Source organism: Natronorubrum halophilum (assembly GCF_003670115.1).
GTDB lineage: Archaea > Halobacteriota > Halobacteria > Halobacteriales > Natrialbaceae > Natronorubrum > Natronorubrum halophilum.
Window position 1 is genome coordinate 826,347 of record NZ_QQTY01000002.1, and the last position, 26,017, is coordinate 852,363.

The following is a 26,017-nucleotide window of genomic DNA, read 5'->3' on the forward strand; positions in this document are numbered from 1 at the left end:
AACGGTAATAACCCTGTAGCCGTAACCATATACACAATCAAATTATGAGTTCCGAACAAGATCACCTGAAAGACACTGACACCGAAGCGCGGTTCGAGTTCAAGAAAGACCAGAACGCCGCGGTGAAATCCGACAAGGGCCTGACCGAGGAGATCATTCGCATGATCTCCGACGACAAGGACGAGCCCGACTGGATGCTCGAGCGACGTCTCCGCGCGCTCGAGCAGTACCAGAACATGCCGATGCCGACGGACTGGCCCGGCCAGCCCGACCTGACCGAACTGGACATCGAAGAGATCGTTCCCTACATCCGCCCGGACGTCGACAAGCGCGAAGGCGTCGACGACTGGACGGAGCTGCCCGACGAGATCAAGGACACGTTCGACAAACTGGGCATTCCGGAAGCCGAGAAGAACGCACTCTCCGGCGTCGGTGCCCAGTACGAGTCCGAGGTCGTCTACCAGAACATGCAAGAGCAGTGGGAGGAGAAGGGGGTCATCTTCTGTAACATGGACAAGGCCGTCCAGGACCACCCCGAGCTCCTCAAGGAGCACTTCATGACGACCTGCGTCCCGCCGAGCGACAACAAGTTCGCCGCGCTCCACGGTGCCGTCTGGTCGGGCGGCTCGTTCGTCTACGTCCCCGAGGACGTCACCGTCGAGATGCCGGTCCAGGCCTACTTCCGCATGAACTCGGAGGGGATGGGCCAGTTCGAGCACACGCTCATCATCGCCGAGAAAGGGTCGGAGGTCCACTACATTGAGGGCTGTTCCGCACCGAAGTACGGCAGCCACAACCTCCACTCGGGCGGCGTCGAGGTCTTCGTCGGCGAGGACGCTCACGTTCAGTACTCGACCGTCCAGAACTGGTCGAAGAACACGTTCAACCTGAACACCAAGCGCGCCATCTGCGAAGAAAACGGGACGATGGAGTGGGTCTCGGGCAGCATGGGATCCAAAGCGACCATGCTCTACCCGTGTACGATCCTCAAGGGTCGCGGCGCGACGGACACCCACATCACTATCGCCTTCGCCGGCGAGGGCCAGAACATCGACACCGGCGCGAAGGTCTACCACAACGCGCCGAACACCAGTTCGACCATCGAGTCCAAGTCGATCTCCAAGGACGGCGGCCGCACCAACTACCGCGGCCTCGTCCACATCGCCGATGGCGCCGAGAACTCCTCGACTGCGGTGGAGTGTGACGCACTGATGTTCGACAACGAATCCACGTCGGACACCATGCCGTACATGGAGATCGAGGAGTCGAAGGTCGACGTCGCTCACGAGGCGACCGTCGGCAAGATCGGGGACGAAGACATCTTCTACCTCCAGTCGCGCGGACTAGACGACGACGACGCCAAGAAGATGATCGTCGCCGGCTTCATCGAGCCGATCACGGAGGAACTGCCGATCGAGTACGCGGTCGAACTCAACCGTCTCATCGAACTCGAGATGGAGGGGAGCCTCGGATAATATGAGCGCAGGAACACAGGTACACGCCAATCTGACCGACGCACAGGTGCGCGAAATCAGCGACAACCTCGGGGAGCCCGAGTGGCTCACGGAGACCCGTCTCGAGGCCCTCGACGCCCTCGATGACCTCGACATGCCGGACGTCATCCGGACGCCGGGGCGGGACTGGACGAACCTCCACGAACTCGACTTCGAGTCGCTCGTGGACCCGCTGAACGCCGCCGAAAACAAGGATCAGGTCGGTCCCGACGAAGCGGACGTGCTTCCGTGGGCCGAGGCCGTACAGGAGCACGAAGACCTCCTGAAAGAGCACTTCGGCTCGATCATCGATCCCCAGGAGAACTACCTGACCGCGCTCTCGACCGCCCTCTTTAGCACCGGCACGGTCATCTACGTTCCCGAGGGCGTCGACGCCGAGGACGTCACCATCCGGACCGAACAGAACTCTCGCTCGCTGTTTAACTACACGCTCGTGGTCACCGAGGAATCGTCTTCGGTCACGATCCTCGAGCGCCAGTCCACTGGTGCCAAAGCCGAGGAGCAGTACTACAGCGGCATCGTCGAGGTCGCCGCCGGCGAGAACAGCTACGTCCAGTACGGCAGCCTCCAGAACCTCTCGGAGGAGGCCTACAACTTCACCCTCAAGCGCGGCGTCGCCGACACGTACGCCACGATCGACTGGATCGAGGGCAACCTCGGCACGCAGTTGACCAAGACGGAGGTCTCGACGCTACTCGAGGGCGACTCCTCGGAGACCCAGATCGTCGGGGCCTTCTACGGTCACAACGACCAGCACTTCGACCTCGACGTGAAGGTCTGGCACCGCGCCGAGCACACGACGGCCGACCTCGTCACCCGCGGCGTCACCGACGACGTCGCCCGCTCGGTCTACGAGGGCGTTCAGGACGTCGGACGGGATGCCTGGGACACCAGCTCCTACCAGCGCGAGAACACGCTGATGCTCTCGGACGAGTCCGAGGCGGACGCCTCGCCGAAGCTGATCATCAACAACCACGACACCGAGGCCAGCCACTCCGCGACGGTCGGCCAGATCGACGCGGAGGATCTACTCTACATGACCTCCCGCGGTGTCGACCCGCGCGCCGCGCGCAACATGCTCGTCGAGGGCTTCTTCGTGCCCGTTCTCGAGGAAGTCGACGTCGACGAACTGCGCGAGGACCTCGAAGGCCTGATCGCCGAGAGGCTCCGCGAACGCGAGTAACGAGGAACTCGTCCGAACTCTCGTTTTCGAGAGCCGAATCGAACCGCTCTCCGGATCGTTTTGCGGGCGCTGTTCACTCGACGCTCGAGCGCTATCAGTTCCGTGCCCTCGCCGCGTCTGACGACGACTTTTATACCGGGACCTGATACCTCGGAACCATGCGGGCCCTCTCAATCGAACTCGAGGACGATCTCGTCGACGCGCTCGAGGCGGAGCGGGAACTGTTCGGGTTCGAGAGCCGGCAGGCGTACGTCCGGTGGATCATCGCGAATCGCGGCTCGATCGAGGCCGAGCAGCGAGCCGATCACGGCGGGGAGCGAGACCGGTCGATGGCCGATTACGATGCGCGACTCGCCCATCTCGAGGAGCGGGTCGCATCGCTCATGGAGACCATCGATCGCAACGACGAGAGCGACTCACGAGCGGACGGACCCGAACGGGCCACCGACGCGGCACGAACGACCGACGAGTCGGTGCTCGAAGTCCGCGGCTCCCCTCGAACCGTTCGGCAGAGCCCTGACTCGAGCGGTCAGTCGGCCGAGGAAGCCGCGGACTCGGGCCCGGCCGATCGAACGCGCGAGGAATCGGAGCCGGAGGGAGCGGCGGAGGCGAACTCGAGTTCCGGCGGACGGTCGGTCGACTCGTCGACCCTGACGCCGGAGCGCGTCGCGCGCATTCCGGAGGATCCGGTGCTGGAAGACGCCGGCGTGTTAGGCTCCGTCGAGACCGAGCGGCTCGACGAACTCTCCCGGCGGGCGGTTGCGAGTACGCGAAAACGCCTCGACAGGGACGTCCAGACGGGCCTCGAGTACGCGTCTTCGACCCGACTCGCCAGTAGCGACGTTCGCCCGGGCGAGGATATCACCGATCTCGACGCGCTCTCGGTTCCGGGTCGCTCGAGCGAGACGCTCGAGAAGCGCCGCCGCGCCGTCGGTCGAGCGCTGGCTTACGTGCGAGACGAGGGGTCGGCGCGACGGTCGGATTTCGTCGAGGCCCTGTACGCGGAGTGTCCGGCCGACTACGAAACGGCCGACGGCTGGTGGCGGTGTATCAAGGAGGGTCTCAAACAGGTCAACGTGGTCGACGGCGGTGACGGCGCGCGAGCGTGGCGGTATCGCGGCTGACTTCGGGGACCGTCCAGCCGAATATACTATCCGACCGCACCTGTGCGACGTTTGCGCGGTCGATACGGCACCGACGGTGATCCCGGTCTCCGAAGCCATCGAGTAGGGACGGTTAAGTATCAGCGGCCCGGACGACGTGATATGAGTTTGGGACAGCGTGTCTCGAGCGACAACCAGCTTACTCGGCTCCTCCAGATCGGGGTCGTTCTGGAGGAAGTCGTCGAGTCACGCGCCGCCCACCACCTCGACTCGCTCCCGCCGGACGCGCGAGCGGAGGTCGACGAGGCGGTGCGAGAGTTGCTCGCCGACGCCGCCGAGGAGTCCGCCGATCACCGCGAGCGACTCGAGGCGCTGATCGACGATCTCGAGGCTGAGACGGTCGCTTACGAGGAGATCAACGCATTAGTCGACGCCCAGTACGGACCGCCCGAAGATACCGACGGCGTCCTCTACGATCAGTTGGCGAACGAGGAGACGGCCTACAAGTTCTACGACGATCTGATCGATGCGATCGAGGCCTCCGACGCCGAGTTCGCCATCGACCGCCACCGACTGCTCGAGACGCTGTACGACATTCGCGAGGAGGAACGGGAGGGCGTCGAAGAGGTGACCGAAATCATGGAGTACAGAGCATGATCGGCGCGGTGTGGTACACGGTCGCTTCGATGTGCGGTGCTCTCACAACCGCGACGATGGAAAGACGCACCTGTACGGGCTCCCGGACTGTGGCGTTCCGGCGCGAAACTACCGCAGTGGACGGTCTCAACGGAGGGATACGATGAACACCGCAGACCAATATCTCAAGGCGATCTACCTCGCACAACGAATCGAAGAGGGGCCCGCATCGACCGGTACGCTGGCGGACCTACTCGAGGTCAGTCCGGCCAGCGTCAACGAGATGATCGGCAAACTCGAGGGCAGGGGGCTCGTCGAACACGAGAAGTACAAGGGTGCGAGCCTGACCGACGAGGGGATCGAACGCGCCCACGACGCCCTCCAGACCTACTGCATCATCGAGCGATTCCTCGCGAACGTCCTCGAGGTCGGGGAGTTTCGTGAGGAGGCGCGCGCGCTCGAGAGCGTCATCGACGATACCGTCGCCGGGCGTCTCGATACCATCATCGACCGGCCCAGCGAGTGTCCGGACTGTTTCGACCCGGAACAGGACTACTGCGAGCGACTAGAGGTCGGTCCCGAGGGCTGTCTGGACTGAGCTAGACCGACCGTTCGTCCTCGTAGAGTCGAGCCATTCGATCGAAAAACAGGAGCATCAACGCGAGCGACGCGACCGTTCCCACCCCCGTTCTGAGCGGCTGCCGGTTCGCGGCCGAGCGCAGCGTGAACAGGTAAACCGGCGCGCAGGCGAGCGTGAACCAGGTGTGACTCGAGGAAACCAGTCCTCGCTCGAGCCAGACCCGTTCGGCGAGGACGACGCGCGTCGCCCACGCGTCGTCTGTCTTCGGCGGGGAGAAGAGGAGCGGGTTCACGGCGACGAACAGGAGCGTACCGACCAGCAGCGGCCGACTCCGGCGGTAGATCGACGCAACGAGCAGGAGGTACGCCCCGACGAACGTCCAGACGCTTCCCGGATTCGCGTGACGGGACCAGAACAGGCGGTTCGCGAGGCCAGCTTCGGGGTCGGGCTGACTGATCATCTCGAGAGCGAACGTCGCCCGAAACCATAAACGTAAACGCTCCAGCCGCGTCTCACTCGGGATCTCCGAACCGGACGTACCGACGGCCGACGAACGCCGCGAGTGCGAGCGCGGCGAGGGTGGTGAGGGTCACGCCGAACGGGAGCCGCCACGATCCGCCGTCGGCCGACCAGTCGGCTTCGAACACGTCCGCGTAGTACGTCGCGACCGCTTCGCCGTGAAGCGCGAGGAGGACCTCCCGATTGTTCTCGAAGGAGTTCTCGTTCCAGTTGGCACTCCCGACGATCGCCGTCTCCCGATCGATGACGACGCCTTTCGCGTGTATCTTCTCGAACCGGTCGGTCTCCTCGACGAGTGTGACCTCGAGTGACAACGACTCGTCGGCGGCGATCCGCTTGAGTTCGTCCGCCAACGCATCGTTTTGTTCCTCGTGGTACCACGTCGAATCGAGCAGTATTTTCACGTCGACGCCGCGGCGGGCCGCCTCGATCGTCTCCTCGAGAACATCGGCGTCCGCGGCGATACTGGCCTGTTTGACGAGGATTTCGTCCTCGGCCGCGGCTAGCAGTTCGATCACCCGCTCCTCTGCGTTGTCCGGGGCCACGAGGAGTTCAGCGGACTCGAGCGGGACCGTCGCCGGTTCGTGTTCGGTGGGGAGCGCGTTCGAGGCGGACTCGACACCCTCATCGTCGACGAACGAGGTGCGTTCCCGGTGCGTCGCGCCGGATTCGGTATCCCACCCCTCGTAGTCGGTCCGGAACACCGTCGCGAGATCGGCGGCGAGCGTCGCGTCTTCGAGTCGAACGCCCCAGCCGCGACTCGAGGCACCGCCGATGCCCGACGGCTTCCAGTTCTCGCTGGTGACCAACACCCGATCGTCGGCGACGGCGTACTTCGGGTGATGGTAGCGATAGCGAGCGCCCTCCCCGCCGGTGACGCGAACGTCAACACCGCCAGCCTCGAGCGTTTCGAGTACCGGTTCGGTCGCCTGGGGCGTTCCACCGACGGGGCTCGACTCGAGGAGGACCGCAACGTCGACGCCGCGTCCGGCAGCCTCGACGAGATCGGCCGCGATCCTCTCGGAAGTGAACGTGTAGCCGGCGAGCAGGAGTCGGTCGTCGGCCGCGCGGATCGTCTCGCGCGGGATCTCGGGCGCGTCGGGAAGGACGAAGGCCGTCGCCTCGTCGACGTCAGCGCTCGAGACTGGCAGACAGGTCGCTCCTCGAGGATGCCAGACGCCCGCAGCGGGGGTTGAACTGGCCGTCCCCTTGCGATCGTCGGCGTTGCTTCGATACCACCGTTCGGCCAGGGGGGCACGGTCGTACGCGACCGTATCGACCGTCGTCGTCTCGTTTCGAAGCTCGAGGTCGTCACCATCGGCGGCGAGTCGCAACGTGCCCTCGAACTCGAGCACGGAATGGGCGGTGAGCCGCGCGGTAGCGTCGGGGTCGGCACTCACCGCAACGCGCCCGGAGACGGTCTCGTTCGGAAGGGAGGCGGTCGTGTGGCCGTCGGTGAGCGTCCAGTTCTCCAGGCGGGTCTCCGGCGGCGTCTCGAGGACGAGATACTCGCCGACGTTCCCGTGCGTCGTCGGGTTCGGATACAGTTCGACGATCCGCGGAGCGGCGACGGTGGCGTTAGTCGCGGTTGCGTCCGTTGCGTCGATCCCCTCTCGTCCGTCGGCCGCCCCCGGCACGCCGGTGGGACAGGTCTGATCGATATCGCCGACTTCCGGGTGTAGCGGCGCTTCGTCCGTCGCCGTCTCGCCGGGTGTAACCCCTCCCACCGTCGTTCCGGCGGCGACGAGTCCGAATCCGAGGAACGCAACGAGAACGGTTCGCCGGAGGTCCATCGATCGGTCTGGCCGCCCCTTACTATATAAGCACTCGGTGGGGAATCAGCGGCCGGCCTTGCAGTGACTCGGCCTCGCGGCCAATGAGCGATTCGGCAAAAACGGACCGCGCGCTCCGCTCTTCAGGCCGCCGGCTCGAGCGTCGCCTTCTCGGCTTCGGCCTGGACGAGATACGCGCGGTCGTCGCCGTAGTCGGCGACGATCTCGAGGGCGTCTCTCGTGCCGATACGGTTGAGCGCCCATGCGGCGCTGGCGCGGACGCGATCTTCCTCGTCGTCCGCGAGGACGTCTGCGAGCGGCTCGATGGCGCGAGTGTCGCCGATCAGGCCGAGCGCGCGAGCGGCCCAACTTCGAACGTCCGGGTTGTCGTCGACCAGTTGGTTGGCGATCGGCTGAACTGCCTCCTCGGCACCGATTTCGCCGAGCGCTCGAAAGGCCGGCTGCTGGAGGGTCGGGTTGGAGTCGACGTAATCGAGCAGCGTTTCGACGACCTCGTCGTCTTCGACGCCGATCTTCCCGAGGATGGCCATCGCCGCCGTGTCTCGTCGATTGGCCTTCTGGACCATCGGCTCGATGGCTTCCTCGGGCCCCATTCGCTCCAGGGCCTCCATGCAGTGTTCTTCCATGAAGTCGGAGCCGAACGTCTCGAGGGCGAGCAGGATCATCTCGACGTTGCCGCGCTTCTCGTGGACCTTGAGCGCGTGCCATTCCGGCGGGTAGTCCTTGACGTGGTCGAGCACGTCGTAGTAGCCCTCCCGGCGCAGTTGTTCGCGAATCTTGAGGTCGGTCCACTCGGTCGCGTCGTCGATATCGGACTCGAGGTCGTCGGTCGCGTCGAGCAAGCCCGCGATCGTCTCCGCGTCGTCGTCCGCGTCGAGTTCGGCGGCCTGGACGGCTCCGGCCGCCTCGTCGAGGGTTCCCTCGAGCTGTTCGGGAACGCCCTCGCCCTCGTTTGTCAGCGTGACGGCGCTACCGAGTAGGTCGTTGACGTCGTCGAGGAAGTCGTCGACGGCCTCGATCAGTTCGGCGTTGCCTTCCTCCGTCCAGCGAACGTCCGTGATCGATCCGCTCGCGCCGTCGATCGCGTCGACGACGTCCGCACCGTAAGGACCGCGCTGGTTCTCGAGGTCGGACTCGAGGTCAGAGACGTCGCTCTCGATGTCGTCGTAGCGCTCCTGAAGTTCCTCCTCCGGCGTGATCTCTTCTTCGTCCTCGTCGTCCTCGTCATCGTCGACGTCTTCGGGCTCCGGCGGATCCGGAATCTCGATCTCTTCGAACTCCTCGCGGAACGAGTCGATCTCCGCCTCGACGACATCGAGGTCGTCTTCGGTCTCGGCCGCCTCGAGATCCGTCTCGAGGTCTTCGATGTCCGCTTCGAACGACTCGAGGGCCTCGCGGATGGCCTCGAGATCGACCGGTTCTTCTTCGGTCGGCTCCTCCGCAGCGTCCGATCCGTCGTCACCGGCCGGCTCGTCCTCGCTCATGGTACCACCCGGGTCCGGAGGCGGCGCTGGCGCGCGACAGTGTACATACGTTACGGTCGTTGCAGGATCGCCCTAAGCGTTTCCATGCACTTCGGGCGCTGCCGGCTGTGCATCCTCGCGCCAGTAGAGCCACGGGCTGAGCGTCATGTAGGCGATGCCGAGGGTCAACAGCGCGTAGGGAAACGTTCGGCCGGCGAAGTTCGGGATGAGGATCGCGAGCACGTGGACGACGCCCATGATCGCGGCGTCGCGGGCGAGCAAGTCGGGGTACTGGATGCGCGACACCATCAGGTAGCAGAACGCGCCGGTGACCCCGAGAATCAGCAACGGGTTGGTTTCGCCCGCGAGAATCGCCGCACCGATCACCGTCGCGGCCAGCGTCGTCTGGACGCCCTCGGTGTGGCTTCCCGAGATGTCGTAGGCCGTGTACATCCCGAGGCGAGTGACGGCCATCGCGACGAACAGCGCGGAGATCACCGTAACGAGGAGGAGTTCGGGCGTTACCGTATCGAATCCGAGCTCGAACCCGTCGGTGATGACGACGAACGCGAGGACTGCGGGGGCGACGGCGAAGGACGCGACGTCGGCCAGCGAGTCCAGATAGGGTCCGGCGTCGGTGCCGCCGTATCGGCGAGCGAGGATGCCGTCCAGCCCGTCCGCGACGGCCGCAAACAGGATGAGTCGGGCGGCGAGGTCGATGTCGATAAAGGCGATAACGACAGCGACGAACCCCAGGGCAGCGTTGGCGATCGTCACTGCGTCGGCGATGCCGAGTCGCCCGACGAACCGGGGGAGCATACTCGCGGATTCGACGGGCAGTTACCTTACGTGTTTTCGTTTCGTCACGGAACCGGTCGATTCTGACCGCTTTCGACGATCGAACCGGGGCGGTTATATCGGAACTGTCCTAACGCGTTTGTATGAACAGGCGCGTCTATCTCGCCGCCGTCGGAACCGCCGCTTCCGCCGGATTGGCTGGCTGTTCGGCCGTTCGTAGCGCCTTCGAAGACGAGCCGTGTAGCGGCGACGACTGTACCATCGGAATGACTCGCAACGAGTTCCTCCCCGACGAGTACGAGGCGAGCATCGGCGAAACCGTGGTCTGGAAGAACACCAGCGGTGCCGACCACACCGTCACCGCGCTCGAGAACCACATCCCCGAGGACGCCGAGTACTTCGCAACCGGCGGCTACGAGGACGAGTCGACGGCTCGTGACGCCTGGGACCACAACGGCGGCGGCCTCGGACCCCGTGACACGTTCGAACACACTTTCGAGGTTCCCGGAACGTACGACTACATCTGTATTCCCCACGTCCGAGCGGACATGACCGGAACCATCGTCGTCACCGAGTGAGTTCTCCGGTCCGCGGGTGGAACGCTATTTTCGATACGTTTCAAGTGAGTTTTCGATACGCTTCGAGTGAGCGGGTTCTCACTGGCTCGCTCGAGCGCGTCACACCCTCGAGTAGAATTACTCCGTTTTCGAGTATATTTCCACAATTATCTGAAAACAGATAGGTTGTGGTAAACATGTTATATCCTATTTTTGGTCACACAGAGGGCTCTTTCATGCATATCTATACCGCGCTGGCTAGAAAGTGACACACGCTGAGTAGAATCCTCACGTTTATACATCGGGATGATGGTGCATGTGGTATATGTCCGAAACCGGGGCTGAGACCCGTCCGCTGGTCCGACAGCTTCCCGACCCAACGACTGCGTCGAACGTCCGGTACAACCCATCGCTCGCGGAACTTCGCGAACTCGCGGCCGACGACGAGACGACGACCGAGTTCGGATCGCCGTCGTACGTCAGCGAGAATCGATCGCGGAGCGCGGATCGGACGAAAAACACCGTCGATGACGAGTTCTCCGAGCACGATCACGAACTCGTCGACGAGGCGCTCGGCCTCGCCGGCGACCGCGAAATGGTCTGTGTCGACCGCCTGATGGGGCGTCATTCGGACGCAACGTTCTGTTGTCGTCTGTTCGTTCCCGTCGAACACGCCCGGATCGCACTGGGGTGGGCGAACCTGTTCGAGCCGACCGACGGCCGCGACCCAGATCTGTACACCGTCCAGCTACCCGACTACGACGAGACGGCGATCCGCGTGCTCCCCGAGGCCGGCGTGACCGCCGTGCTCGGAACCGACTACATCGGCGAAGCCAAGAAGTCGTTCCTGCGGCTGTTCATGTTTCGGCTCAAAGAACGGGGCGGACTCGGCCTCCACGCCGGCAGCAAGCGCGTTCGCGTTCGCGACGCCGACGACGAACTGCACACGGTGGGACAGTTGTTCATGGGTCTCTCCGCGACCGGCAAGTCGACGCTGACCTCCCACGGCTGCTGGCTCGAGGATCCCGAGGACGCCGCGATGTTGCAGGACGACGTCTGTGGACTCCTCCCGGACGGCTCCGTTCCCGGCAGCGAGGGCGAGGGGCTGTTCATCAAAACCATCGGTCTCAATGAAGCCGAGCAGCCGGAACTCTACGAGGCCGCAACCCACGAGTCGGCGGTTTTCGACAACGTCGCCGTCGACGACGACGGAACGGTACACTTCGACGAGGATCGGTACACCTCGAACTCCCGAGCGATCGTCCGGCGCGAGCACCTCGAGAGCGCCGACGATGAGATCGACCTCGAGCGGATGGATCAGGTCTTTTTCATCACCCGAAACCCGCTGATGCCACCGGTCGCGAAGCTGACCACCGAGCAGGCGGCCGTCGCTTTCATGCTCGGCGAGTCGATCGAAACCAGCGCCGGCGATCCGTCTCGAGCGGGCGAGTCGATCCGCGTCGTCGGCACGAATCCGTTCATCGTCGGCCCCGAGGGCGAGGAGGGGAACATCTTCCGGGGCCTCATCGACGCACTCGACGCCGAGTGTTACGTCATCAACACGGGCTATCTCGGCGCGAAGTCCAAAGATATCGGCGTGACGGAATCCGTGACGGTGCTCACCGAGGCCGCGCGCGGAACGATCGAATGGACCGACGACGAGCGAATCGGGCTGACGATTCCCGAGTCGGTCCCGCGACTGGACATCGAGGAGTACTACGTTCCCGATCACGTCGAGGACTACGACGAGGCCGTCGCGGCGCTGCGAGCCGAACGGCGCGAGTACCTCGCGCAGTTCGACGAACTCCGCGAGGAGATCAGAGACGCCGTTTACTGAACGAGTCGGCGGAGCGTCCGTCCCGTCGCTTTCGATGCGCGATGACGGCTGTTGCAGTGTTTTCGTTCCGAATCGCTCCGCTACGGGGTCGTCGTACGGACCGAAAAAGGGCGTGTTACCCAACGCGACTGTCTCTCCCGTTGAGAGGCAGCACTTGCCGGACAGGAATAGCGTTATGTGTGTGCAGTTCTCACAACCGGTAATGAGTCCACAGGTACGAACGCCAACGGCGCGCGTCTGCGAACGGTGCGACCGCGCGGAACACTGGGATACCACCCTCGAGGCGTGGCAACTCGTCCGCGAGGACGGCGAAAAGCAAGTCGGCAATCCGCACTGTCTCCACGAGTGGGATATCAACGGGACGTTCAATCCGGTCGTTCAGAACGAAAGCTAAGCGCTCGCCCGTCGGACGACGAATCGCTCGGTCGATAGTCGCCCCAGCGTCACATCCGCAGCGCGAGCACGGTGCGCGGATCTTTTTGCGGCGTCTCGCGTATTCGGACGTATGCCGACCGCCTATATTACGGTGCCACCGGCCGACGCCGACGAAATCGCCGAAACGCTGATCGAGGAACGGCTTGCAGCCTGCGTGAATCAGTTGTCAACCACGTCCACCTACCGCTGGGACGGCGAGGTACACCGCGACGACGAGGTGATACTGCTCGCGAAGACCACACCTGACGCCTACGATCGGTTGGTCGAGCGAGTGCGAGAGCGCCACCCCCACGACGTGCCGTGTATCGAGCGCTTCGACGAGAGCGACGTCCTCGAGTCGTTCGCGGCGTGGTGGGCGGAAAGCGTCGAGTAACGGAGCGGGGACCACGATGGGCGTTCTCCGCCGTTCCGACGGGTGCGTCAGTCGGTCACAGGCGGGGACTGCCCGAATTAGCAACCCTTAAAACTCGCGCACGGGTTTTCATGGGTATGGCTGGAACCATCGAAGTGCTCGTTCCGGGTGGCCAGGCCAACCCTGGCCCACCGCTCGGTCCCGAGCTCGGACCGACCCCCGTCGACGTGCAAGCTGTCGTACAGCAGATCAACGACCAGACGGAAGCGTTCGACGGCACCGAAGTGCCCGTCACCGTCGAATACGATGACGACGGCTCGTTCGAGATCGACGTCGGCGTCCCACCGACCGCGGCACTCATCAAGGACGAGGCCGGGTTCGAAACGGGTAGCGGCGAACCCCAGAAGGACTTCGTCGCCGACATCTCGGTCGAACAGGTCAAGAAAATCGCCGAGCAGAAACACCCCGACCTGCTCGCCTACGATACGATCAACGCGGCGAAGGAAGTCGTCGGCACCTGCGCCTCGATGGGCGTCACCATCGAAGGCGACGACGCTCGCGAGTTCAAGGAGAAGGTCGACGGCGGCGAGTACGACGACGTTCTTGCAGCCGAAGCGGAAGCGTAGTCCGCGAGCGTTCGAAACACACAGCGGACGTGTTTCGTGATGCTCGTCGACGGCGCGAAGCGTAATCGGTTCGGACGTCGACGCCGGACGAGACGTTTTTTCGATCCTCGACTCGAGAGCGACGGGTGTGCTAGTCGCGGGAGTCGCGCCAGCACGTGGAGATCGTGCGCAACGACGAGGTCGTCGGTCTCGAGATCGCGTCCGCGGCGCTCGAGTTCTTCCGGGACGCCGTCGATCCCGACGAGCGCGAATGCGTGTTCCTCACCACCGGAGTCACGACTGGCCGATACGGTCGATGATACGGGTCTGTCCCACTACCGCTCTGGCGACGACGACTCGAACGGAGCGATCAATGCGCTCGATAGCGGCCGAAAAACCGGTCACCGGTCGAGTGGCTCGAACCTATATTTTGTTCGCGGGAGGCACGGTTCGGTCGTCGGGTCTGGTCGTTCCGCCGGCGCCCATCAGCACGCGGACCCCGGCACCCGTGCCGAGTGATCCAGCGAGAACGACGGCGAGAACGGTTGTGACGAGCGACAGGCCGACGAGACCGCTGAGCAGGCTACCGACGAGGACGCCGGCCCACAGTTGATCGCGACCGAACCGCGCCGCGACCGACTGGCCGATCGCGACGAAGCCAATGGTGGTTAGCGCCGGTACGACGGTCAGACCGATGATAACTAACACCACGCCGAAGAACGTCCCGAGACTCGTTCCGAGGATCAGATACCCCGTACTCGAGACGCCGGCGATGACGAGCAGGCTCGGCACGCCGATACAGCTCGAAATGACCGGGCTTCGACGGGCTTTCGTCACCGTTCTCGAGCCGTAGCCCTGGACCAGACCGAGGACGACCATCGCGACGATGAGCGTTGCGCCGAACTGGAGCCCCGCCCGTTCGAGCGCGCCGAGCGCCCGATACGTTTCGGGCCCGATATCGGTGACTGTGAGAGCTCCGATCGGCTCGAGTGCCGCCGCCCCAACGACACTATATAAATCCACTGGCCACATGTTGAACAGCTACATACTCATATCCAATAGTACTTTCGGTCTGTGTTGATTGTTCCCACTGCTGACTCATACGCATCAGTCGGGTGTGGGCGCGAAGAACAGTTCGACGGGTTTAAGTTTGGCATGGCACTCCGTTCAATGGAGACAGGCGTCGCCTGTTTCACTAACCCGTAGGAGCATTCCTGCGTACTACGGAGGTGAACGATGGCAGATTCGGATATTAACACCGCAGTGGCTCGCGCACTCGAGGAGTCGCCCGATCGGAACTTTACCGAGACGGTAGACCTCGCGATTAACTTGCGCGACCTTGACCTGAACGAACCGTCGAACCGTGTAGACGAGTCTATCGTCCTGCCGTCCGGAACCGGCCAGGAGACGATCATCGTCGTTATTGCCGAGGGAGAAACCGCCGTCCGCGCCGAAGAGGCCGCGGACGACGTGCTCTCGGGAAGCGACGTGGCCGATCTGGACGACGACGAAGCTAAAGATATGGCGGACGAGACGGACTTCTTCATCGCCGAAGAGTCGATGATGCAAGACATCGCCCGGCACCTGGGTACCGTTCTCGGTCCCCGTGGGAAGATGCCGGACCCGCTCTCGCCCGACGACGACGTCGTCGAGACCGTCGAGAGACTCAAAAGTACTGTGCAGCTTCGCTCCGGCGACCGACGAACGTTCCACACGCTCGTTGGTGCCGAGGACATGGACGCCGAAGACATCGGCGACAACATCGACGTTATCCTGCGTCGTCTGCACGCCGACCTCGAGAAGGGCCCCCAGAACATCGACGCGGTCTACGTGAAGACGACGATGGGGCCAGCTCAGGAGGTAGTCTAACATGAGCGCACAGGCTGAACGCAAGACCGAGAACCTTCCCCAGTGGAAGAAAGAGGAAGTCGCCGAGCTCGAACAGCTCATCGAAGAGTACGAGAGCGTCGGCGTCGTCGGCATCGCCGGCATTCCGAGCAAACAGCTTCAGGACATGCGCCGTGACCTGTACGGCACCGCCGAGTTGCGGGTCAGCCGCAACACCCTGCAGGTTCACGCGCTAGAAGACGCTGACCTCGGCGATCTCGTCCCCCACATCGAAGGGCAGGTCGGCCTGATCGCGACGAACGACAACCCCTTCGCACTCTACAAGGAACTCGAGGCGTCGAAGACGCCCGCCCCGATCAACGAGGGCGAGGTCGCCCCGAACGACATCGTCATCCCCGAGGGTGACACCGGTGTCGATCCGGGGCCGTTCGTCGGCGAACTGCAAGGTATCGGTGCGAACGCACGCATCGAGGACGGTTCGATCCAGGTCATGGAGGACTCGACGGTCTTAGAAGCCGGCGAGGAAGTCTCTGCGGATCTGGCGAACGTCCTCAACGAACTGGGTATCGAACCCAAGGAGGTCGGTCTCGACCTTCGTGCAGTCGTCGCCGAAGGCGTCCTCTTCGATCCCGAGGACCTCGACATCGACATCGAGGCCTACGAGAGCGACGTGGCGACGGCCGCCGCTCGCGCTCGGAACCTCTCGATCAACGCGAGCTACCCGACCGAGGCGACCGCGCCGACGCTCATCGCCAAAGCCACGGGCGAGGCCAAGAGCCTCGGCCTGCAGGCTGCGATCGAGGACGAAGCGCTCATGCCCGACCTCGTCAGCAAGGCCGACGCACAGCTGCGTGCGCTCGCGGCCCAGATCGACGACGAGGAGGCGCTGCCTGAGGAACTGCAGGGCGTCGAAGCCCCCGCAGAACCGACGGCGGACGCCGACGAGGACGCAGACGAATCGGCAGATGACCAGGACGACGCTGAGGCCGACGACGCCGACACCGACGATGACGACGAAGACGACGGTGACGGTGCTGAAGGGCTCGGCGCGATGTTCGGCTGATCAACGGAGAATCTAACAATGGAATACGTATACGCTGCACTCATCCTGAACGAGACGGACGAAGAGCTCAACGAAGACAACCTGACGAACGTACTCGACGCTGCCGGCGTCGACGTCGAAGAATCCCGCGTGAAGGCGCTCGTCGCCGCACTCGAGGACGTCGACATCGACGAGGCAGTCTCCGAGGCTGCAGCCGTCCCCGCCGCCGGAGCCGCCGCAGGCGGCGCTGCGGCCGGCGAGGCTGCAGGCGACGAGGACGAAGAGGCCGAAGAGACCAGCGACGTCCCGGACACGACGGACGACGACGAGGACGAAGACGACGACGCCGGCGGCGAGGGCCTCGGCGAACTCTTCGGCTAAGTCGCGACACGACGACTCAAGCAATCCCGATTTCTTTCGACGCACCCGTTCGGGAGCTACTTCTGTTCCCCGCGTGAGCGACACACCATGACGACTGCCGTCTACTTCGACCTCGACGGAACGCTGTGTACCTACACGACTCCGTTCGAGACCCAGTTCGAGACGACCGTTGCACCTTACGGGAAGGCTAGTGATGCGGCCTACGAGGCGTACCTCGAGCGACTGTTCGACGCGCTCGAACGTTGCAAATCGGACCCGTACCGCCGGGCATTTGCGACCGTTACGGAGACCGGCGACCTCGACGCATCGCCGGCCACGCTCGCAGTGGAACACTGCGAGATGGAACTCGAAGCGACCCGCGTGTCGGCAGCCGCAAAGCGGGTGGTCGAGCGCGTCGCGGTGACCGACCCGACCGGCGTGCTGACGAACGGTGCGGGTCACCAACAACGAGCGAAACTCGAGCGCCACGGACTCGAGGCGGTGGTCGATGCAATGATCGTTTCCGGCGACGTCGGCATGCGGAAACCGGATCGACGGATCTTCGACCGTGCGAGACGGGAGCTCCCGGCTGACGACTATGTTTACGTCGGTGATAGCTACGAGGAGGACATCGTTGGCGCTCGAGACGCGGGATTTCGAACCGTGTACGTCGCTGAGGACGGCGGCAAGGGAGCGGCTACCGACGCTGCAGATGCTGTCGTCTCGAGCGTCGACGACCTGCTCGAACCGGATTTACTTCCAGGACCCATCAGACGGCCGTTCGAATTGCCAAAGAGCTAACGACCACGAGCTGCCGATGGAGATCGTCGCCCCGGCGAGCGTCGGGGAACTGGAGTAGTCGACGCGTTGCTCGAGCGGTACCGAGTCCGAGAGTTGATAACCGAAGCCGCGGCCAGATCGGTCGATGGCCACCGCCCCGGTCGAGTTCGTCGCCGAACCCTCGCTGACGCTGCAGTTGCTCGCGTGGATCGGGGCCGGCGCGACACTCGGCTGTTGTAGCGGTCTCGTGCCGGGACTCCACGCCAACAACTTCGCGCTCTTGCTCGCCGGCTTCGCGCCGTCGGTTCCCGGCCCGCCGCTGTTCGTCGGCTGTGCGATGCTCGCGGCCGGCGTCGTCCACACCTTTCTCAACGTCGTTCCCGCGATGGCACTCGGTGTCCCCGACGCGGAGATGGCCGTCACCGCCCTCCCGGGCCATCGAATGGTCCTCGAGGGACGGGGCTACGAGGCGATCCGCCTCTCCGCGCTCGGGAGCATTCTCGCGGTCCTCGCGGCGGTGCCACTCGCCGTCCCGATCACTTGGGGCGTGACGGCCGCGTATCCGACGATTCGGGACCATCTGGCGCTCCTGCTGGCGATGGTCATCGTCGGGTTGATCGCCTCGGAGCACACGTGGCGCGCCCGCGTCGGCGGCCTGCTTTCGTTCGCGCTCGCCGCCGGATTGGGCCTGCTCACGCTCGACCTCTCGACGGATGCGCCCCTCGAGGCCGGCGGGATGCTCGCACCACTGTTCGCCGGCCTCTTCGGCGCGCCGGTGTTGATCGACGCGATTCGCGGGAGCGGTATCCCGCCCCAACGTGCCGACACGATTACAATGTCCGGTCCGCTCGTGACGCTGACGGCGCTCGCCGGCGCGCTCGCGGGTGCGATCGTCGGCTACATTCCCGGCATCTCAGCCGCGATCGCCGCGGTCGCGGTACTGGCGTTCGTCCCGGGGCACTCCGGTGATCGAGGCTACATCGTCGCGACGAGCGGCGTCGACACGGCAAATACGATCTTCGCGCTCTTTGCGCTGGTCGCTATCGGCCAGCCCCGAACCGGGGTGATGGTCGCCTTCGAGAGCCTTAACGCGCCGCTCGAGGTACCGATCCTCCTCGCGGGTGTCGTCCTCGCGGGACTGCTCGGATTCGTGCTCGTCATCGTCGTCGGGGACGCGTACCTCGAGACTGTCGGCCGAATGGAGTACTGGAAAATCTCGGTCGCGGTTCTCGGTCTCCTACTCGCCCTCTCGTACCTGTTTACCGGCGGTATCGGGATCGCCGTTTTCGTCGTTGCAGCCGGCGTCGGCATGGTTCCGGTGCGCTTGCGCGCCCGGCGCGTTCACCTGATGGGGGTTCTGATCGGACCGTTACTGTTCAGTTTCTCGTAACGACAGCCGACCGGTCGACGATTTCTACGACTGGTTGTGAATGACGGACAAACGTTTTTGCTCGCCGTCGGTGTACTTCCCCGAGGTGTCAACAGGATGGTAAACGCGACGATCGACGTCCTCTATCGCGGGGGACTCGAATGCGACCAGAACTACATGCTCGAGGGCCACACCCTCGGAACGCACGACGAACCCAACCCGGACGTGGACTACGACGAGATCCCCGTCTGGAGCCTCGTCATCGATCACCCCGAGGGGACGATCCTCTGGGACACCGGCAACCACCACGAGGCGCTCGAGGGCCACTGGCCGGAAGGCCTGTTGCAGGCGTTCTACCCGTACAACGCCGACGAACACCGTCTCGACGACGACCTCGAGAAGGCGGGCTACGGCATCGACGACATCGACTACGTCTTCCAGTCGCACCTTCACCTCGACCACGCGGGTGGGTTGGAGTTCTTCGACGGCACCGACGTGCCGATCTTCGTCCACGAAAGGGAGATCAAGTACGCCTACTACAGCGCGAAAACCGACAAGGGGAGCGGGGCGTACATCCTCGAGGACTTCGACCACGACCTCAACTGGCAGGTCCTCCACCAGGATCGGGAGGAACACTTCGACGACCTCGAGTTCGTTCGGTTCCCCGGCCACACGCCGGGGCTGACCGGGAGCGTGATCCACCTCGACGACGACGGAACGCTCGTCTTCACCGGCGATCAACTCTACCGAGCGGAGAACTTCGAGGAGGAGATCCCGCTTGGCGCGTTGCTCCTCTGGGGCAAGACGGAGTGGTTCGAGAGCCTCCAGCGGATCAAGGAACTCGAGCGCCGCCACGGCGCCCAGATCGTGTACGGCCACGACAGCGGTCAGTTCGAGGAGATTCGAGACGGATGGGGGACGGCGAGATGAGCTACGATCGATCGGTCTCCGCCCCCGACCACGAACTCCAGCCCGAGACGGTCTGGCACCTCCAGATGCCACAGATCCGGTTCGGCCGCGACGCCGTCGAAGAGCTGTGCTTTCAGTTGGCCGACCTGGGTGTCAGCGCCGACGGCGGTGCTCACGGCCTCGTCGTCACGGACGAGAACTTGGTCGACATCGGTCACGTCGACCGCGTCACCGACCACCTGGAGGACGCGGGCTACGACGTCACCGTCTGGGACGGTGCCGAACGCGAGCCGTCGATCGAGAACGTCGACACCTGTCTCGAGTTCGTCCGCGAGAACGAGGGCGAGGCAGGCTACGACTTCTACGTCGGCTTCGGCGGCGGCAGCTGTATCGACGTGGCGAAGACGACCCGCGCGGTGATCGCCAACGGCGGACAGGTGCTCGATTACATCGCCGAGCCGACGGGCGAGGGCGAAGCGCTGACCGATTCGGGGCCGCCGCTCGTCCTCATGCCGACGACGGCGGGGACCGGCGCGGAAATCTCGCCCGTCGCCATCCTCTCGGTCGAGGAAAAGGAGATCAAGGAGGGTATCTCGAGCAACCACGTCCGGGCCGACGCGGCCGTCCTCGATCCCACGTTTACGACGACGCTGCCCGCCGAGATGTCGGCCAAGACCGCGATGGATGCGCTGGGCCACGCCATCGAGGGCTACACGACCCACCCGTTCGACGGCCTCCTGCGGGCGTCGGATCCCGAGTCGCGGCCCGTCTACGCCGGTCGGACGGAACTCACCGAGATGTTCTCGGAGAAGGCGATCGACCTCCTCTCGAGTAACGTTCGTACCGCGGTCCACAACGGGGACGATCTCGAGGCTCGATCGGGGATGCTCAAGGGTGCCCTGTTCGGCGCGATAGCGGGCCTGACGGCCGGCGCGAGCCTCTGTCACGCGATGGCCTATCCCGTCGGGAACCGGTACCACACCTACCACGGCGAGACCATCGCTACCCTCACGCCCGCGACGACGCTGGGGTACAACGTCGCCAGCGATCCGGAACGGTTCGTCGCGGTCGCTGAGATGCTGGGTGCCGAGACCGACGGCATGGGCACCCGCGAGGCGGCAGATCAGGCCAGACGGGAGTACGTTCGCCTGCAACAGGACTTGAACGTTATTCCCAGCGGCCTCAATGAACTCGCCGGGATCACCGAGGAGGACGTCGACTGGCTCGCGACTCAGACCGTCGAGACCCAACAACGGCTGTTGCGCTGTAATCCCCGTCCGGTGACGGAAGCGGACGCCGCCGACATCTTTCGGGACGCGCTGTACAACTGGGAATAGCGCAGACGGTCCGGGCTGGGTCAGGGGATCTACGAGTCGTTCGCTGCCGTTACCACCGATTCGACGCGCTTGCTCGAGACGCGGTTCGTCGTTTCGCTCCCCTCCTTGAGCGCCGTTCCGACGATGACACCGCGAGCACCCGCCTCGAGACAGTCACCGACGGTGTCGCTCGTCACTCCGCTGCCGACGAACACGGGAGCGGCGTTTTCCTCGCGATCCGAGAGCACGTCGGCGACCCGTTCGACGTCCGCGAGCGCGGTTTCGTCGCCCGTGCCCGACCCGGAGACGATCACGCCGTCGGCCCGGCCGCGCTCGACGGTCTCGAGCGCCGCTCGTTCGATGTCGTCCGCGCCGATCGGGCTGGCGTGTTTGACGTGGACGTCGGCGAGGATCGCGACGGGCGCGTCGATCCGATCGCGGAGGCGAACGGTCTCGTGCGCTCGGCCCTCGACGACGCCCTGGTCGGTCGCGGCCGCGCCGACGTGGACGTTCACCCGCACGAACTCGGCACCCGCCGCGGCGGCGATCGAGAGGGCCGCCTCCGCGTCGTTTCTGAGCACGTTGATCCCGACGGGAACGTCGACGGCACTCGTCAGACTCGTTGCCAGCGCGGTCATCTCCGCCGCGACGTGCGTCGGAACGTCGTCGGGGTAGAACGGCGCGTCGCCGAAGTTCTCGAGCATAATTCCGTCGATCCCACCGGCCTCGAGGCGGCGTGCGTCCTCGAGCATCCGGCTCCGAACGGCGGCGCGATCACCGTCGAACCCCGGCGCGCCGGGCAGGGGCGGAAGGTGGATCATTCCGACGACGGGATGTTCCGCGTCGAACCGGTTCAGAAGCGGTGTCGGTGTGGACATAGCGGTGGTGGGGACTCGAGTAAAATAAGTGATCGTGGAGACGGCCGGGTTCGAATATCCGGACCCGTAGCGACCGACCCGGTATCGACGCGTCGTCCGGTAGCGACCAGTCGGTCGTAGTTCTAGCCTGTTCACTTCGAGTCTGAATTAGTGCCCGTGTATCCGTTTCGACCGAACATAGTCGAGAGCACTCCCAGTTTGAGGGAATGTGGTACGCTATTCAATAACTAACGGTTGGTAGTCTCCGGTGAGGACGCCCATGACTGTACACACCCGACGAACGGTCCTGAAAGCTGCGGGCGCATCGACGATTGCGGTCGCCGCCGCAGGCTGTCTCGGCGGTGACGCCGAGAACGGCGGCAACGGGGACGGCGGCAGTGACGAGTTCAAAATCGAATCCGGCACGGACATCGCCCTCGAGGGGTCCGCCTCTCACTGGAAGGGGACTGGACCGTCCGAGATCGACGGCGAAGAAAACCCGACCCTCGTCCTCACGGAAGGGGAGGAGTACACGATCGAGTGGACCAACGGCGACGGGATGGACCACGATCTCCAGATCCGGGACGATAGCGGCGACGTCGTCGACGATCTGGTCAGCGACACGGTCGGAGAGCAAGGCGAAAGCACCACGCTCGACTTCACGGCGCACGCCGACATGACCACGTACATCTGTGGCTATCACGAGATCAATCAGGTCGGCGACCTCGTCGTCGAGTAACGCGATCGAAACGCGTTCCAGTCGCGGAGGACGTTCGGCTGTCGCCTTCGACACGGCCGCCGTTATCGCCGATTCTGCGAAACTGATCGGTTCGTCACTCGTCGGTCCACTTGATCGAACAGCCCTGGGAGGGCCGCCACTCGAGGTCGACCGAGTCGCCGGCGAGGACGGCCTCGATCGCCTCCCGAACGTGGAAACGGGTCGGTTCGTCCTCGGGGTTCAGGGCGTCGTCGAGGCGGCCCTGGTAGACGAGTCGGAACTCGCCGTCGTCGCGTTCGAAGAGGAACGGATCGGGCGTGCACACCGCACCGTACTTCCGGGCGACCTCCTGGCTCTCGTCGCGCAGGTAGGCGTCGTACCGGATCGTTCCGTCCTCGACGTACTCCCTCATCTTCTCGAGGGAGTCCTCGGGGTACTCCTCGGCGTCGTTGGAATTGATCCCGACGACGGCGACGTCGTCGTACTCTGCGGCCAGGTCGTTCAGCAGGTCGAACTTCGCTTTCGCGTACGGACAGTGGTTGCAGGTGAACACGAGCAAGAGCGCGTCGTTCCCGGTGAACGACTCGAGCGCGTACGTCTCGCCGTCGGCACCCTCGAGTTCGAACGCGGGGGCGGCGTCGCCGGCTGTGAGTTCGGAGTCGGATTCCTCGAGTACCATAGCGTCCGGTTTTGGACGAATCGTCTTAAGCGTCGTGCTCGTCCCCGCTTCTCAGCCAAACCGCCCCGCGGCGAGCGAAGACGGACCGCGGCGGGTACGCGGTGCGAACCGAAAGGGATCGCGGATCGTTCGCGTGACCTCATTGCAAAGACGGACTACTGTATCGGCGAACGAGCGGCTGCGAAACCGGTCCCGAACACGGCCCACATATTTGTACCCCCCGCAACATCGATGTGGTATGCAAACGCTCGAGGTCACCGACGAACAGTACGCGGTCATCCAGTACCTCCGCGAAGAGATCTCCGAACGGGTGGTCGGCAAGTACGGGTTCGTCCGCGAACGCGACGCCGTCCAGTTCCTGATCGACAACATCGACGACGACGTCGATATCGAGATCGACGCGGAGTTCGACTCGTCGGCGACCGACGATGTCGCCGCTTCGGTCGGAGCCGCCATCAACGGCGAGTCGGACCCGAACGAACTCGAGGAGGTCTCCTACATCGAGGACGATTCGACCGAGGAAGAGACCGACGGCGAGACGGATGCGGACGCCGGTGGCGAGGATGCGGACTCGGGTGCGGAGTCGGTACCCGCGGACGACGACGCGACAGACGAGACTGCTGCTGCTGCAGACGACGAATCCGACGATGACGACGGCGACGGCTCGGCCGACGACGACGATATGCTCGACGAGATGATGAGCCTCCTCGAGACCCACGACGACAAGTGGGAGGAGTCAGCGTCGGCGGATTACCGCTATAGCGTCGAGTTACCGGACGGCTCGACGGAAGACGTCCAGACGAAAGACGACGTTCGGGCGCTGCTGTTCAAGAACTATCGATAACGTCGATTCCACCTGCGGTGGTGACGAGACGCGACCGCGGTCTCCCGGCTCTCCGACCGGTCGTCGATAGACGCGATACTCGGTGGTCGCTCGAGAGCCCTGCGCGCTCGCTCGCGGGATCGTCTCGTCCGTAGCTGCGGGCGGCCCAACAACGTTAGAACTTTACTCACGCTCGCGTTTCGAAAGGATATGAGCGAACGCGAGGTGCTTGAGTTGCTTCGTGAGAACGCGCGCTACTCCACGGCGGATATCGCGCGAATGACCGACCTCGAGGAGCAGGAGGTCGAGACAACGATCGAAGCGCTCGAGGCGGCAGGCGTGGTTCGTGGCTATCAGGCGGTCGTCGACTGGGACAAACTGGAAGACGAACGCGTCCGCGCCGAGGTCGAGTTGAACGTCACGCTCGACCGCGAGACGGGCTACGACGAGATCGCAGCGCGCCTCGCACGGTTTCCACAGGTCAAGGCCCTCCGGCTGATCAGCGGCGACTACGACTTCGATATGGAGGTCGAGGGCGACTCGATCCGCGAGGTTTCCCAGTTCATCAGCGAGAAGGTCGCGCCCGTCCCCGAGATCACCCAGACGGTCACCCACTACGTGATGACCTCCTACAAGGAACACGGGATCGAACTCGGCGACGGCGAGGATGACGACCGGCTCTCGTTTTCACCCTGACCATGACGTTCGAACTCTCAGATCGCGTCCAGACGGTTCCCCCGTCGGGAATCCGGCGCTTTTTCGAAATCGCCGAAGAACGCGACGACGTGATCTCGCTGGGCGTGGGTGAACCCGACTTCGCGACGCCGTGGGCGGCCCGCGACGCCGCGATCACCTCCCTGGAGCAGGGAAAGACCTCCTACACCGCGAACCGCGGCAAGCGTGAACTTCGGGAGGCGATCGCCGACTACGTCGCCGACCGGTTCGAGTTGGGCTACGATCCCGAGGAGGAGATCATCGTCACCGCGGGCGCGAGCGAGGCGGTCGATCTGGCGTTCCGGGCGTTCGTCGATCCCGGCGACACGGTCGCGATCGCCCAGCCGTCGTACATCTCCTACGAACCGGGCGTGATCTTCGCCGGCGGCGAGGTCTGTCCGGTTCCGACGACGGAAGAAGACGAGTTCCGACTCACCGCGGCGGGCCTCGAGGAGGCCGGCGCCGACGAGGCCGACGTGCTCGTGCTCTGTTACCCCAACAATCCGACGGGAGCGATCATGACCGAATCGGACCTCGAGCCGATCGCCGAGTTCGTCCGCGAGCACGATCTGTCGGTCCTCTCCGACGAGATCTACGCCGAACTCACGTACGATCACAACGAGCACACCTCCATCGCGAGCCTCGAAGGCATGCGCGAACGCACCATCGTCTTCAACGGCTTCTCGAAAGCCCACGCGATGACCGGGCTTCGGCTGGGCTACGCGCTCGGCCCGGCGGCGGCCATCGGCGCGATGAACAAGGTCCACCAGTACACGATGTTGTCCGCGCCGACGACGGCCCAGTACGCCGCCCTCGAGGCGCTCGACTCCTGTGACAACGACGTCCGCGAGATGGTGGACCAGTACGACCGCCGCCGACAGTTCGTCCTCTCGCGGTTCCGCGAGATCGGGATGGACGTGTTCGAGGCCCGAGGGGCGTTTTACTGTTTCCCCGAAGTGCCCGACGGCTTCACCGCCGAGGAGTTCGCCGAGGGCGTCCTCCGCGAAGAGGGCGTCGCGGTCGTCCCCGGCGACGTCTTCGGCGCGGGCGGCGAGGGTCACCTTCGGATCTCGTACGCGACCGGACTCGAGGACCTCCGGAAGGCGCTGGCCCGGATCGAGTCGTTCGTCGAGAATCACGCCTGACTCGCGCCCGGCGATTCCTCCCGCCTCGAGCGGGTCGGGACGGTTGCTCGAGACCCGAAGGCGGGTCGTTCGACGTAACACG

29 protein-coding genes are annotated in these 26,017 nt (G+C 64.4%); 22 read left to right on the forward strand and 7 right to left on the reverse strand.

Translation table 11 applies throughout. From position 1 onward, the window contains the following. Window positions 1-44: 44 nt before the first annotated feature. The 5 genes from sufB to DWB23_RS10200 all read left to right on the forward strand — a co-directional run bounded on the left by sufB (window position 45) and on the right by DWB23_RS10200 (window position 5,034). Complete coding sequence (gene sufB, locus DWB23_RS10180; RefSeq protein WP_121742689.1) at window positions 45-1,475, forward strand: Fe-S cluster assembly protein SufB; 1,431 nt, start codon at window positions 45-47, stop codon at window positions 1,473-1,475. A gap of 1 nt (window position 1,476) precedes the next feature. After that, window positions 1,477-2,697, forward strand: a complete 1,221-nt coding sequence (sufD, locus tag DWB23_RS10185; protein ID WP_121742690.1) for a Fe-S cluster assembly protein SufD — start codon at window positions 1,477-1,479, stop codon at window positions 2,695-2,697. A gap of 158 nt (window positions 2,698-2,855) precedes the next feature. Beyond that, window positions 2,856-3,821, forward strand: a complete 966-nt coding sequence (locus tag DWB23_RS10190; protein ID WP_121742691.1) for a hypothetical protein — start codon at window positions 2,856-2,858, stop codon at window positions 3,819-3,821. A 141-nt stretch (window positions 3,822-3,962) separates the two neighbouring features. After that, window positions 3,963-4,457, forward strand: coding sequence for a M41 family metallopeptidase (locus tag DWB23_RS10195; RefSeq protein WP_121742692.1), 495 nt, complete (start codon window positions 3,963-3,965; stop codon window positions 4,455-4,457). A gap of 142 nt (window positions 4,458-4,599) precedes the next feature. Beyond that, complete coding sequence (locus tag DWB23_RS10200) at window positions 4,600-5,034, forward strand: metal-dependent transcriptional regulator (RefSeq protein WP_121742693.1); 435 nt, start codon at window positions 4,600-4,602, stop codon at window positions 5,032-5,034. A gap of 1 nt (window position 5,035) precedes the next feature. Here DWB23_RS10200 and DWB23_RS10205 read toward each other — a convergent pair whose 3' ends face one another. The 4 genes from DWB23_RS10205 to DWB23_RS10220 all read right to left on the reverse strand — a co-directional run bounded on the left by DWB23_RS10205 (window position 5,036) and on the right by DWB23_RS10220 (window position 9,610). Further along, window positions 5,036-5,476 (reverse strand): DUF6653 family protein, encoded by a 441-nt coding sequence (locus tag DWB23_RS10205; protein WP_121742694.1) that lies wholly within the window; start codon window positions 5,474-5,476, stop codon window positions 5,036-5,038. Window positions 5,477-5,528: 52 nt separating this feature from the next. Next, the gene (locus DWB23_RS10210; protein ID WP_121742695.1) at window positions 5,529-7,328 is read right to left on the reverse strand and encodes a phospholipase D-like domain-containing protein; all 1,800 of its coding nucleotides are present in this window, start codon (window positions 7,326-7,328) and stop codon (window positions 5,529-5,531) included. A 122-nt stretch (window positions 7,329-7,450) separates the two neighbouring features. Next, complete coding sequence (locus DWB23_RS10215; RefSeq protein WP_121742696.1) at window positions 7,451-8,812, reverse strand: HEAT repeat domain-containing protein; 1,362 nt, start codon at window positions 8,810-8,812, stop codon at window positions 7,451-7,453. 72 nt (window positions 8,813-8,884) lie between these two features. After that, complete coding sequence (locus DWB23_RS10220) at window positions 8,885-9,610, reverse strand: protein sorting system archaetidylserine synthase (protein WP_121742697.1); 726 nt, start codon at window positions 9,608-9,610, stop codon at window positions 8,885-8,887. 122 nt (window positions 9,611-9,732) lie between these two features. On the opposite strand from DWB23_RS10220, the gene DWB23_RS10225 reads away from it, so the two are divergent. From DWB23_RS10225 to DWB23_RS23725, 6 genes are all read left to right on the forward strand, one after another. Further along, the gene (locus DWB23_RS10225) at window positions 9,733-10,167 is read left to right on the forward strand and encodes a cupredoxin domain-containing protein (protein WP_121742698.1); all 435 of its coding nucleotides are present in this window, start codon (window positions 9,733-9,735) and stop codon (window positions 10,165-10,167) included. A gap of 304 nt (window positions 10,168-10,471) precedes the next feature. Further along, window positions 10,472-11,983 carry a phosphoenolpyruvate carboxykinase (ATP) gene (locus tag DWB23_RS10230; RefSeq protein WP_121742699.1) on the forward strand — a complete coding sequence of 504 codons (1,512 nt, stop codon included), beginning with the start codon at window positions 10,472-10,474 and terminating at the stop codon, window positions 11,981-11,983. 202 nt (window positions 11,984-12,185) lie between these two features. Next, the gene (locus DWB23_RS10235; protein WP_121742700.1) at window positions 12,186-12,377 is read left to right on the forward strand and encodes an HEWD family protein; all 192 of its coding nucleotides are present in this window, start codon (window positions 12,186-12,188) and stop codon (window positions 12,375-12,377) included. Window positions 12,378-12,488: 111 nt separating this feature from the next. After that, window positions 12,489-12,791, forward strand: coding sequence for a divalent-cation tolerance protein CutA (cutA, locus tag DWB23_RS10240; protein ID WP_121742701.1), 303 nt, complete (start codon window positions 12,489-12,491; stop codon window positions 12,789-12,791). Window positions 12,792-12,907: 116 nt separating this feature from the next. Continuing rightward, a complete protein-coding gene (locus tag DWB23_RS10245) occupies window positions 12,908-13,396 on the forward strand; it encodes a 50S ribosomal protein L11 (protein ID WP_121743075.1) in 489 nt (162 codons plus the stop codon). A gap of 164 nt (window positions 13,397-13,560) precedes the next feature. Continuing rightward, window positions 13,561-13,695, forward strand: coding sequence for a hypothetical protein (locus DWB23_RS23725; RefSeq protein ID WP_275086300.1), 135 nt, complete (start codon window positions 13,561-13,563; stop codon window positions 13,693-13,695). A 103-nt stretch (window positions 13,696-13,798) separates the two neighbouring features. Here DWB23_RS23725 and DWB23_RS10250 read toward each other — a convergent pair whose 3' ends face one another. Further along, window positions 13,799-14,407, reverse strand: a complete 609-nt coding sequence (locus tag DWB23_RS10250) for a hypothetical protein (RefSeq protein WP_121742702.1) — start codon at window positions 14,405-14,407, stop codon at window positions 13,799-13,801. 204 nt (window positions 14,408-14,611) lie between these two features. Between DWB23_RS10250 and DWB23_RS10255 the strand changes: the two genes are divergently transcribed. From DWB23_RS10255 to DWB23_RS10285, 7 genes are all read left to right on the forward strand, one after another. Next, on the forward strand, window positions 14,612-15,244 hold the full coding sequence (locus DWB23_RS10255) for a 50S ribosomal protein L1 (protein ID WP_121742703.1): 633 nt from the start codon (window positions 14,612-14,614) through the stop codon (window positions 15,242-15,244). A 1-nt stretch (window position 15,245) separates the two neighbouring features. After that, the gene (locus DWB23_RS10260; RefSeq protein WP_121742704.1) at window positions 15,246-16,286 is read left to right on the forward strand and encodes a 50S ribosomal protein L10; all 1,041 of its coding nucleotides are present in this window, start codon (window positions 15,246-15,248) and stop codon (window positions 16,284-16,286) included. A gap of 18 nt (window positions 16,287-16,304) precedes the next feature. After that, window positions 16,305-16,646, forward strand: coding sequence for a 50S ribosomal protein P1 (gene rpl12p / locus DWB23_RS10265; protein WP_121742705.1), 342 nt, complete (start codon window positions 16,305-16,307; stop codon window positions 16,644-16,646). 87 nt (window positions 16,647-16,733) lie between these two features. After that, window positions 16,734-17,426, forward strand: coding sequence for an HAD family hydrolase (locus DWB23_RS10270; protein ID WP_121742706.1), 693 nt, complete (start codon window positions 16,734-16,736; stop codon window positions 17,424-17,426). 124 nt (window positions 17,427-17,550) lie between these two features. After that, a complete protein-coding gene (locus tag DWB23_RS10275; protein ID WP_121742707.1) occupies window positions 17,551-18,795 on the forward strand; it encodes a tripartite tricarboxylate transporter permease in 1,245 nt (414 codons plus the stop codon). Window positions 18,796-18,891: 96 nt separating this feature from the next. Beyond that, window positions 18,892-19,704: an N-acyl homoserine lactonase family protein gene (locus tag DWB23_RS10280; RefSeq protein ID WP_121742708.1), complete on the forward strand. Its 813-nt coding sequence runs from the start codon at window positions 18,892-18,894 to the stop codon at window positions 19,702-19,704. After that, window positions 19,701-21,020, forward strand: coding sequence for a hydroxyacid-oxoacid transhydrogenase (locus DWB23_RS10285; protein ID WP_121743076.1), 1,320 nt, complete (start codon window positions 19,701-19,703; stop codon window positions 21,018-21,020). Before DWB23_RS10280 ends, DWB23_RS10285 begins: the two co-directional genes overlap by 4 nt. A 29-nt stretch (window positions 21,021-21,049) precedes the next feature. On the opposite strand, the gene DWB23_RS10290 is transcribed toward DWB23_RS10285, so the two are convergent. Further along, complete coding sequence (locus tag DWB23_RS10290) at window positions 21,050-21,877, reverse strand: BtpA/SgcQ family protein (RefSeq protein ID WP_121742709.1); 828 nt, start codon at window positions 21,875-21,877, stop codon at window positions 21,050-21,052. A gap of 259 nt (window positions 21,878-22,136) precedes the next feature. Here DWB23_RS10290 and DWB23_RS10295 point away from each other — a divergent pair, with 259 nt between their 5' ends. Next, window positions 22,137-22,595: a PKD domain-containing protein gene (locus DWB23_RS10295; protein WP_121742710.1), complete on the forward strand. Its 459-nt coding sequence runs from the start codon at window positions 22,137-22,139 to the stop codon at window positions 22,593-22,595. 94 nt (window positions 22,596-22,689) lie between these two features. On the opposite strand, the gene DWB23_RS10300 is transcribed toward DWB23_RS10295, so the two are convergent. After that, the gene (locus DWB23_RS10300) at window positions 22,690-23,253 is read right to left on the reverse strand and encodes a thioredoxin family protein (RefSeq protein WP_121742711.1); all 564 of its coding nucleotides are present in this window, start codon (window positions 23,251-23,253) and stop codon (window positions 22,690-22,692) included. A 238-nt stretch (window positions 23,254-23,491) separates the two neighbouring features. Here DWB23_RS10300 and DWB23_RS10305 point away from each other — a divergent pair, with 238 nt between their 5' ends. The 3 genes from DWB23_RS10305 (at window position 23,492) to DWB23_RS10315 (ending at window position 25,935) form a co-directional block, all read left to right on the forward strand. Beyond that, on the forward strand, window positions 23,492-24,097 hold the full coding sequence (locus tag DWB23_RS10305) for a hypothetical protein (protein ID WP_121742712.1): 606 nt from the start codon (window positions 23,492-23,494) through the stop codon (window positions 24,095-24,097). A gap of 189 nt (window positions 24,098-24,286) precedes the next feature. Next, window positions 24,287-24,772: an Lrp/AsnC family transcriptional regulator gene (locus DWB23_RS10310; protein WP_121742713.1), complete on the forward strand. Its 486-nt coding sequence runs from the start codon at window positions 24,287-24,289 to the stop codon at window positions 24,770-24,772. Window positions 24,773-24,774: 2 nt separating this feature from the next. Beyond that, window positions 24,775-25,935: a pyridoxal phosphate-dependent aminotransferase gene (locus DWB23_RS10315; protein WP_121742714.1), complete on the forward strand. Its 1,161-nt coding sequence runs from the start codon at window positions 24,775-24,777 to the stop codon at window positions 25,933-25,935. The last annotated feature ends 82 nt before the right edge of the window (window positions 25,936-26,017 follow it).

Excerpts from the sequence above, each read along its gene's own strand:
- sufB (WP_121742689.1), top strand. The coding sequence starts at position 45 with ATGAGTTCCGAACAAGATCACCTGAAAGACACTGACACCGAAGCGCGG.
- sufD (WP_121742690.1), top strand. The coding sequence starts at position 1,477 with ATGAGCGCAGGAACACAGGTACACGCCAATCTGACCGACGCACAGGTG.
- DWB23_RS10190 (WP_121742691.1), top strand. The coding sequence starts at position 2,856 with ATGCGGGCCCTCTCAATCGAACTCGAGGACGATCTCGTCGACGCGCTC.
- DWB23_RS10195 (WP_121742692.1), top strand. The coding sequence starts at position 3,963 with ATGAGTTTGGGACAGCGTGTCTCGAGCGACAACCAGCTTACTCGGCTC.
- DWB23_RS10200 (WP_121742693.1), top strand. The coding sequence starts at position 4,600 with ATGAACACCGCAGACCAATATCTCAAGGCGATCTACCTCGCACAACGA.
- DWB23_RS10205 (WP_121742694.1), bottom strand. The coding sequence starts at position 5,476 with ATGATCAGTCAGCCCGACCCCGAAGCTGGCCTCGCGAACCGCCTGTTC.
- DWB23_RS10210 (WP_121742695.1), bottom strand. The coding sequence starts at position 7,328 with ATGGACCTCCGGCGAACCGTTCTCGTTGCGTTCCTCGGATTCGGACTC.
- DWB23_RS10215 (WP_121742696.1), bottom strand. The coding sequence starts at position 8,812 with ATGAGCGAGGACGAGCCGGCCGGTGACGACGGATCGGACGCTGCGGAG.
- DWB23_RS10220 (WP_121742697.1), bottom strand. The coding sequence starts at position 9,610 with ATGCTCCCCCGGTTCGTCGGGCGACTCGGCATCGCCGACGCAGTGACG.
- DWB23_RS10225 (WP_121742698.1), top strand. The coding sequence starts at position 9,733 with ATGAACAGGCGCGTCTATCTCGCCGCCGTCGGAACCGCCGCTTCCGCC.
- DWB23_RS10230 (WP_121742699.1), top strand. The coding sequence starts at position 10,472 with ATGTCCGAAACCGGGGCTGAGACCCGTCCGCTGGTCCGACAGCTTCCC.
- DWB23_RS10235 (WP_121742700.1), top strand. The coding sequence starts at position 12,186 with ATGAGTCCACAGGTACGAACGCCAACGGCGCGCGTCTGCGAACGGTGC.
- cutA (WP_121742701.1), top strand. The coding sequence starts at position 12,489 with ATGCCGACCGCCTATATTACGGTGCCACCGGCCGACGCCGACGAAATC.
- DWB23_RS10245 (WP_121743075.1), top strand. The coding sequence starts at position 12,908 with ATGGCTGGAACCATCGAAGTGCTCGTTCCGGGTGGCCAGGCCAACCCT.
- DWB23_RS10250 (WP_121742702.1), bottom strand. The coding sequence starts at position 14,407 with ATGTGGCCAGTGGATTTATATAGTGTCGTTGGGGCGGCGGCACTCGAG.
- DWB23_RS10255 (WP_121742703.1), top strand. The coding sequence starts at position 14,612 with ATGGCAGATTCGGATATTAACACCGCAGTGGCTCGCGCACTCGAGGAG.
- DWB23_RS10260 (WP_121742704.1), top strand. The coding sequence starts at position 15,246 with ATGAGCGCACAGGCTGAACGCAAGACCGAGAACCTTCCCCAGTGGAAG.
- rpl12p (WP_121742705.1), top strand. The coding sequence starts at position 16,305 with ATGGAATACGTATACGCTGCACTCATCCTGAACGAGACGGACGAAGAG.
- DWB23_RS10270 (WP_121742706.1), top strand. The coding sequence starts at position 16,734 with ATGACGACTGCCGTCTACTTCGACCTCGACGGAACGCTGTGTACCTAC.
- DWB23_RS10275 (WP_121742707.1), top strand. The coding sequence starts at position 17,551 with ATGGCCACCGCCCCGGTCGAGTTCGTCGCCGAACCCTCGCTGACGCTG.
- DWB23_RS10280 (WP_121742708.1), top strand. The coding sequence starts at position 18,892 with ATGGTAAACGCGACGATCGACGTCCTCTATCGCGGGGGACTCGAATGC.
- DWB23_RS10285 (WP_121743076.1), top strand. The coding sequence starts at position 19,701 with ATGAGCTACGATCGATCGGTCTCCGCCCCCGACCACGAACTCCAGCCC.
- DWB23_RS10290 (WP_121742709.1), bottom strand. The coding sequence starts at position 21,877 with ATGTCCACACCGACACCGCTTCTGAACCGGTTCGACGCGGAACATCCC.
- DWB23_RS10295 (WP_121742710.1), top strand. The coding sequence starts at position 22,137 with ATGACTGTACACACCCGACGAACGGTCCTGAAAGCTGCGGGCGCATCG.
- DWB23_RS10300 (WP_121742711.1), bottom strand. The coding sequence starts at position 23,253 with ATGGTACTCGAGGAATCCGACTCCGAACTCACAGCCGGCGACGCCGCC.
- DWB23_RS10305 (WP_121742712.1), top strand. The coding sequence starts at position 23,492 with ATGCAAACGCTCGAGGTCACCGACGAACAGTACGCGGTCATCCAGTAC.
- DWB23_RS10310 (WP_121742713.1), top strand. The coding sequence starts at position 24,287 with ATGAGCGAACGCGAGGTGCTTGAGTTGCTTCGTGAGAACGCGCGCTAC.
- DWB23_RS10315 (WP_121742714.1), top strand. The coding sequence starts at position 24,775 with ATGACGTTCGAACTCTCAGATCGCGTCCAGACGGTTCCCCCGTCGGGA.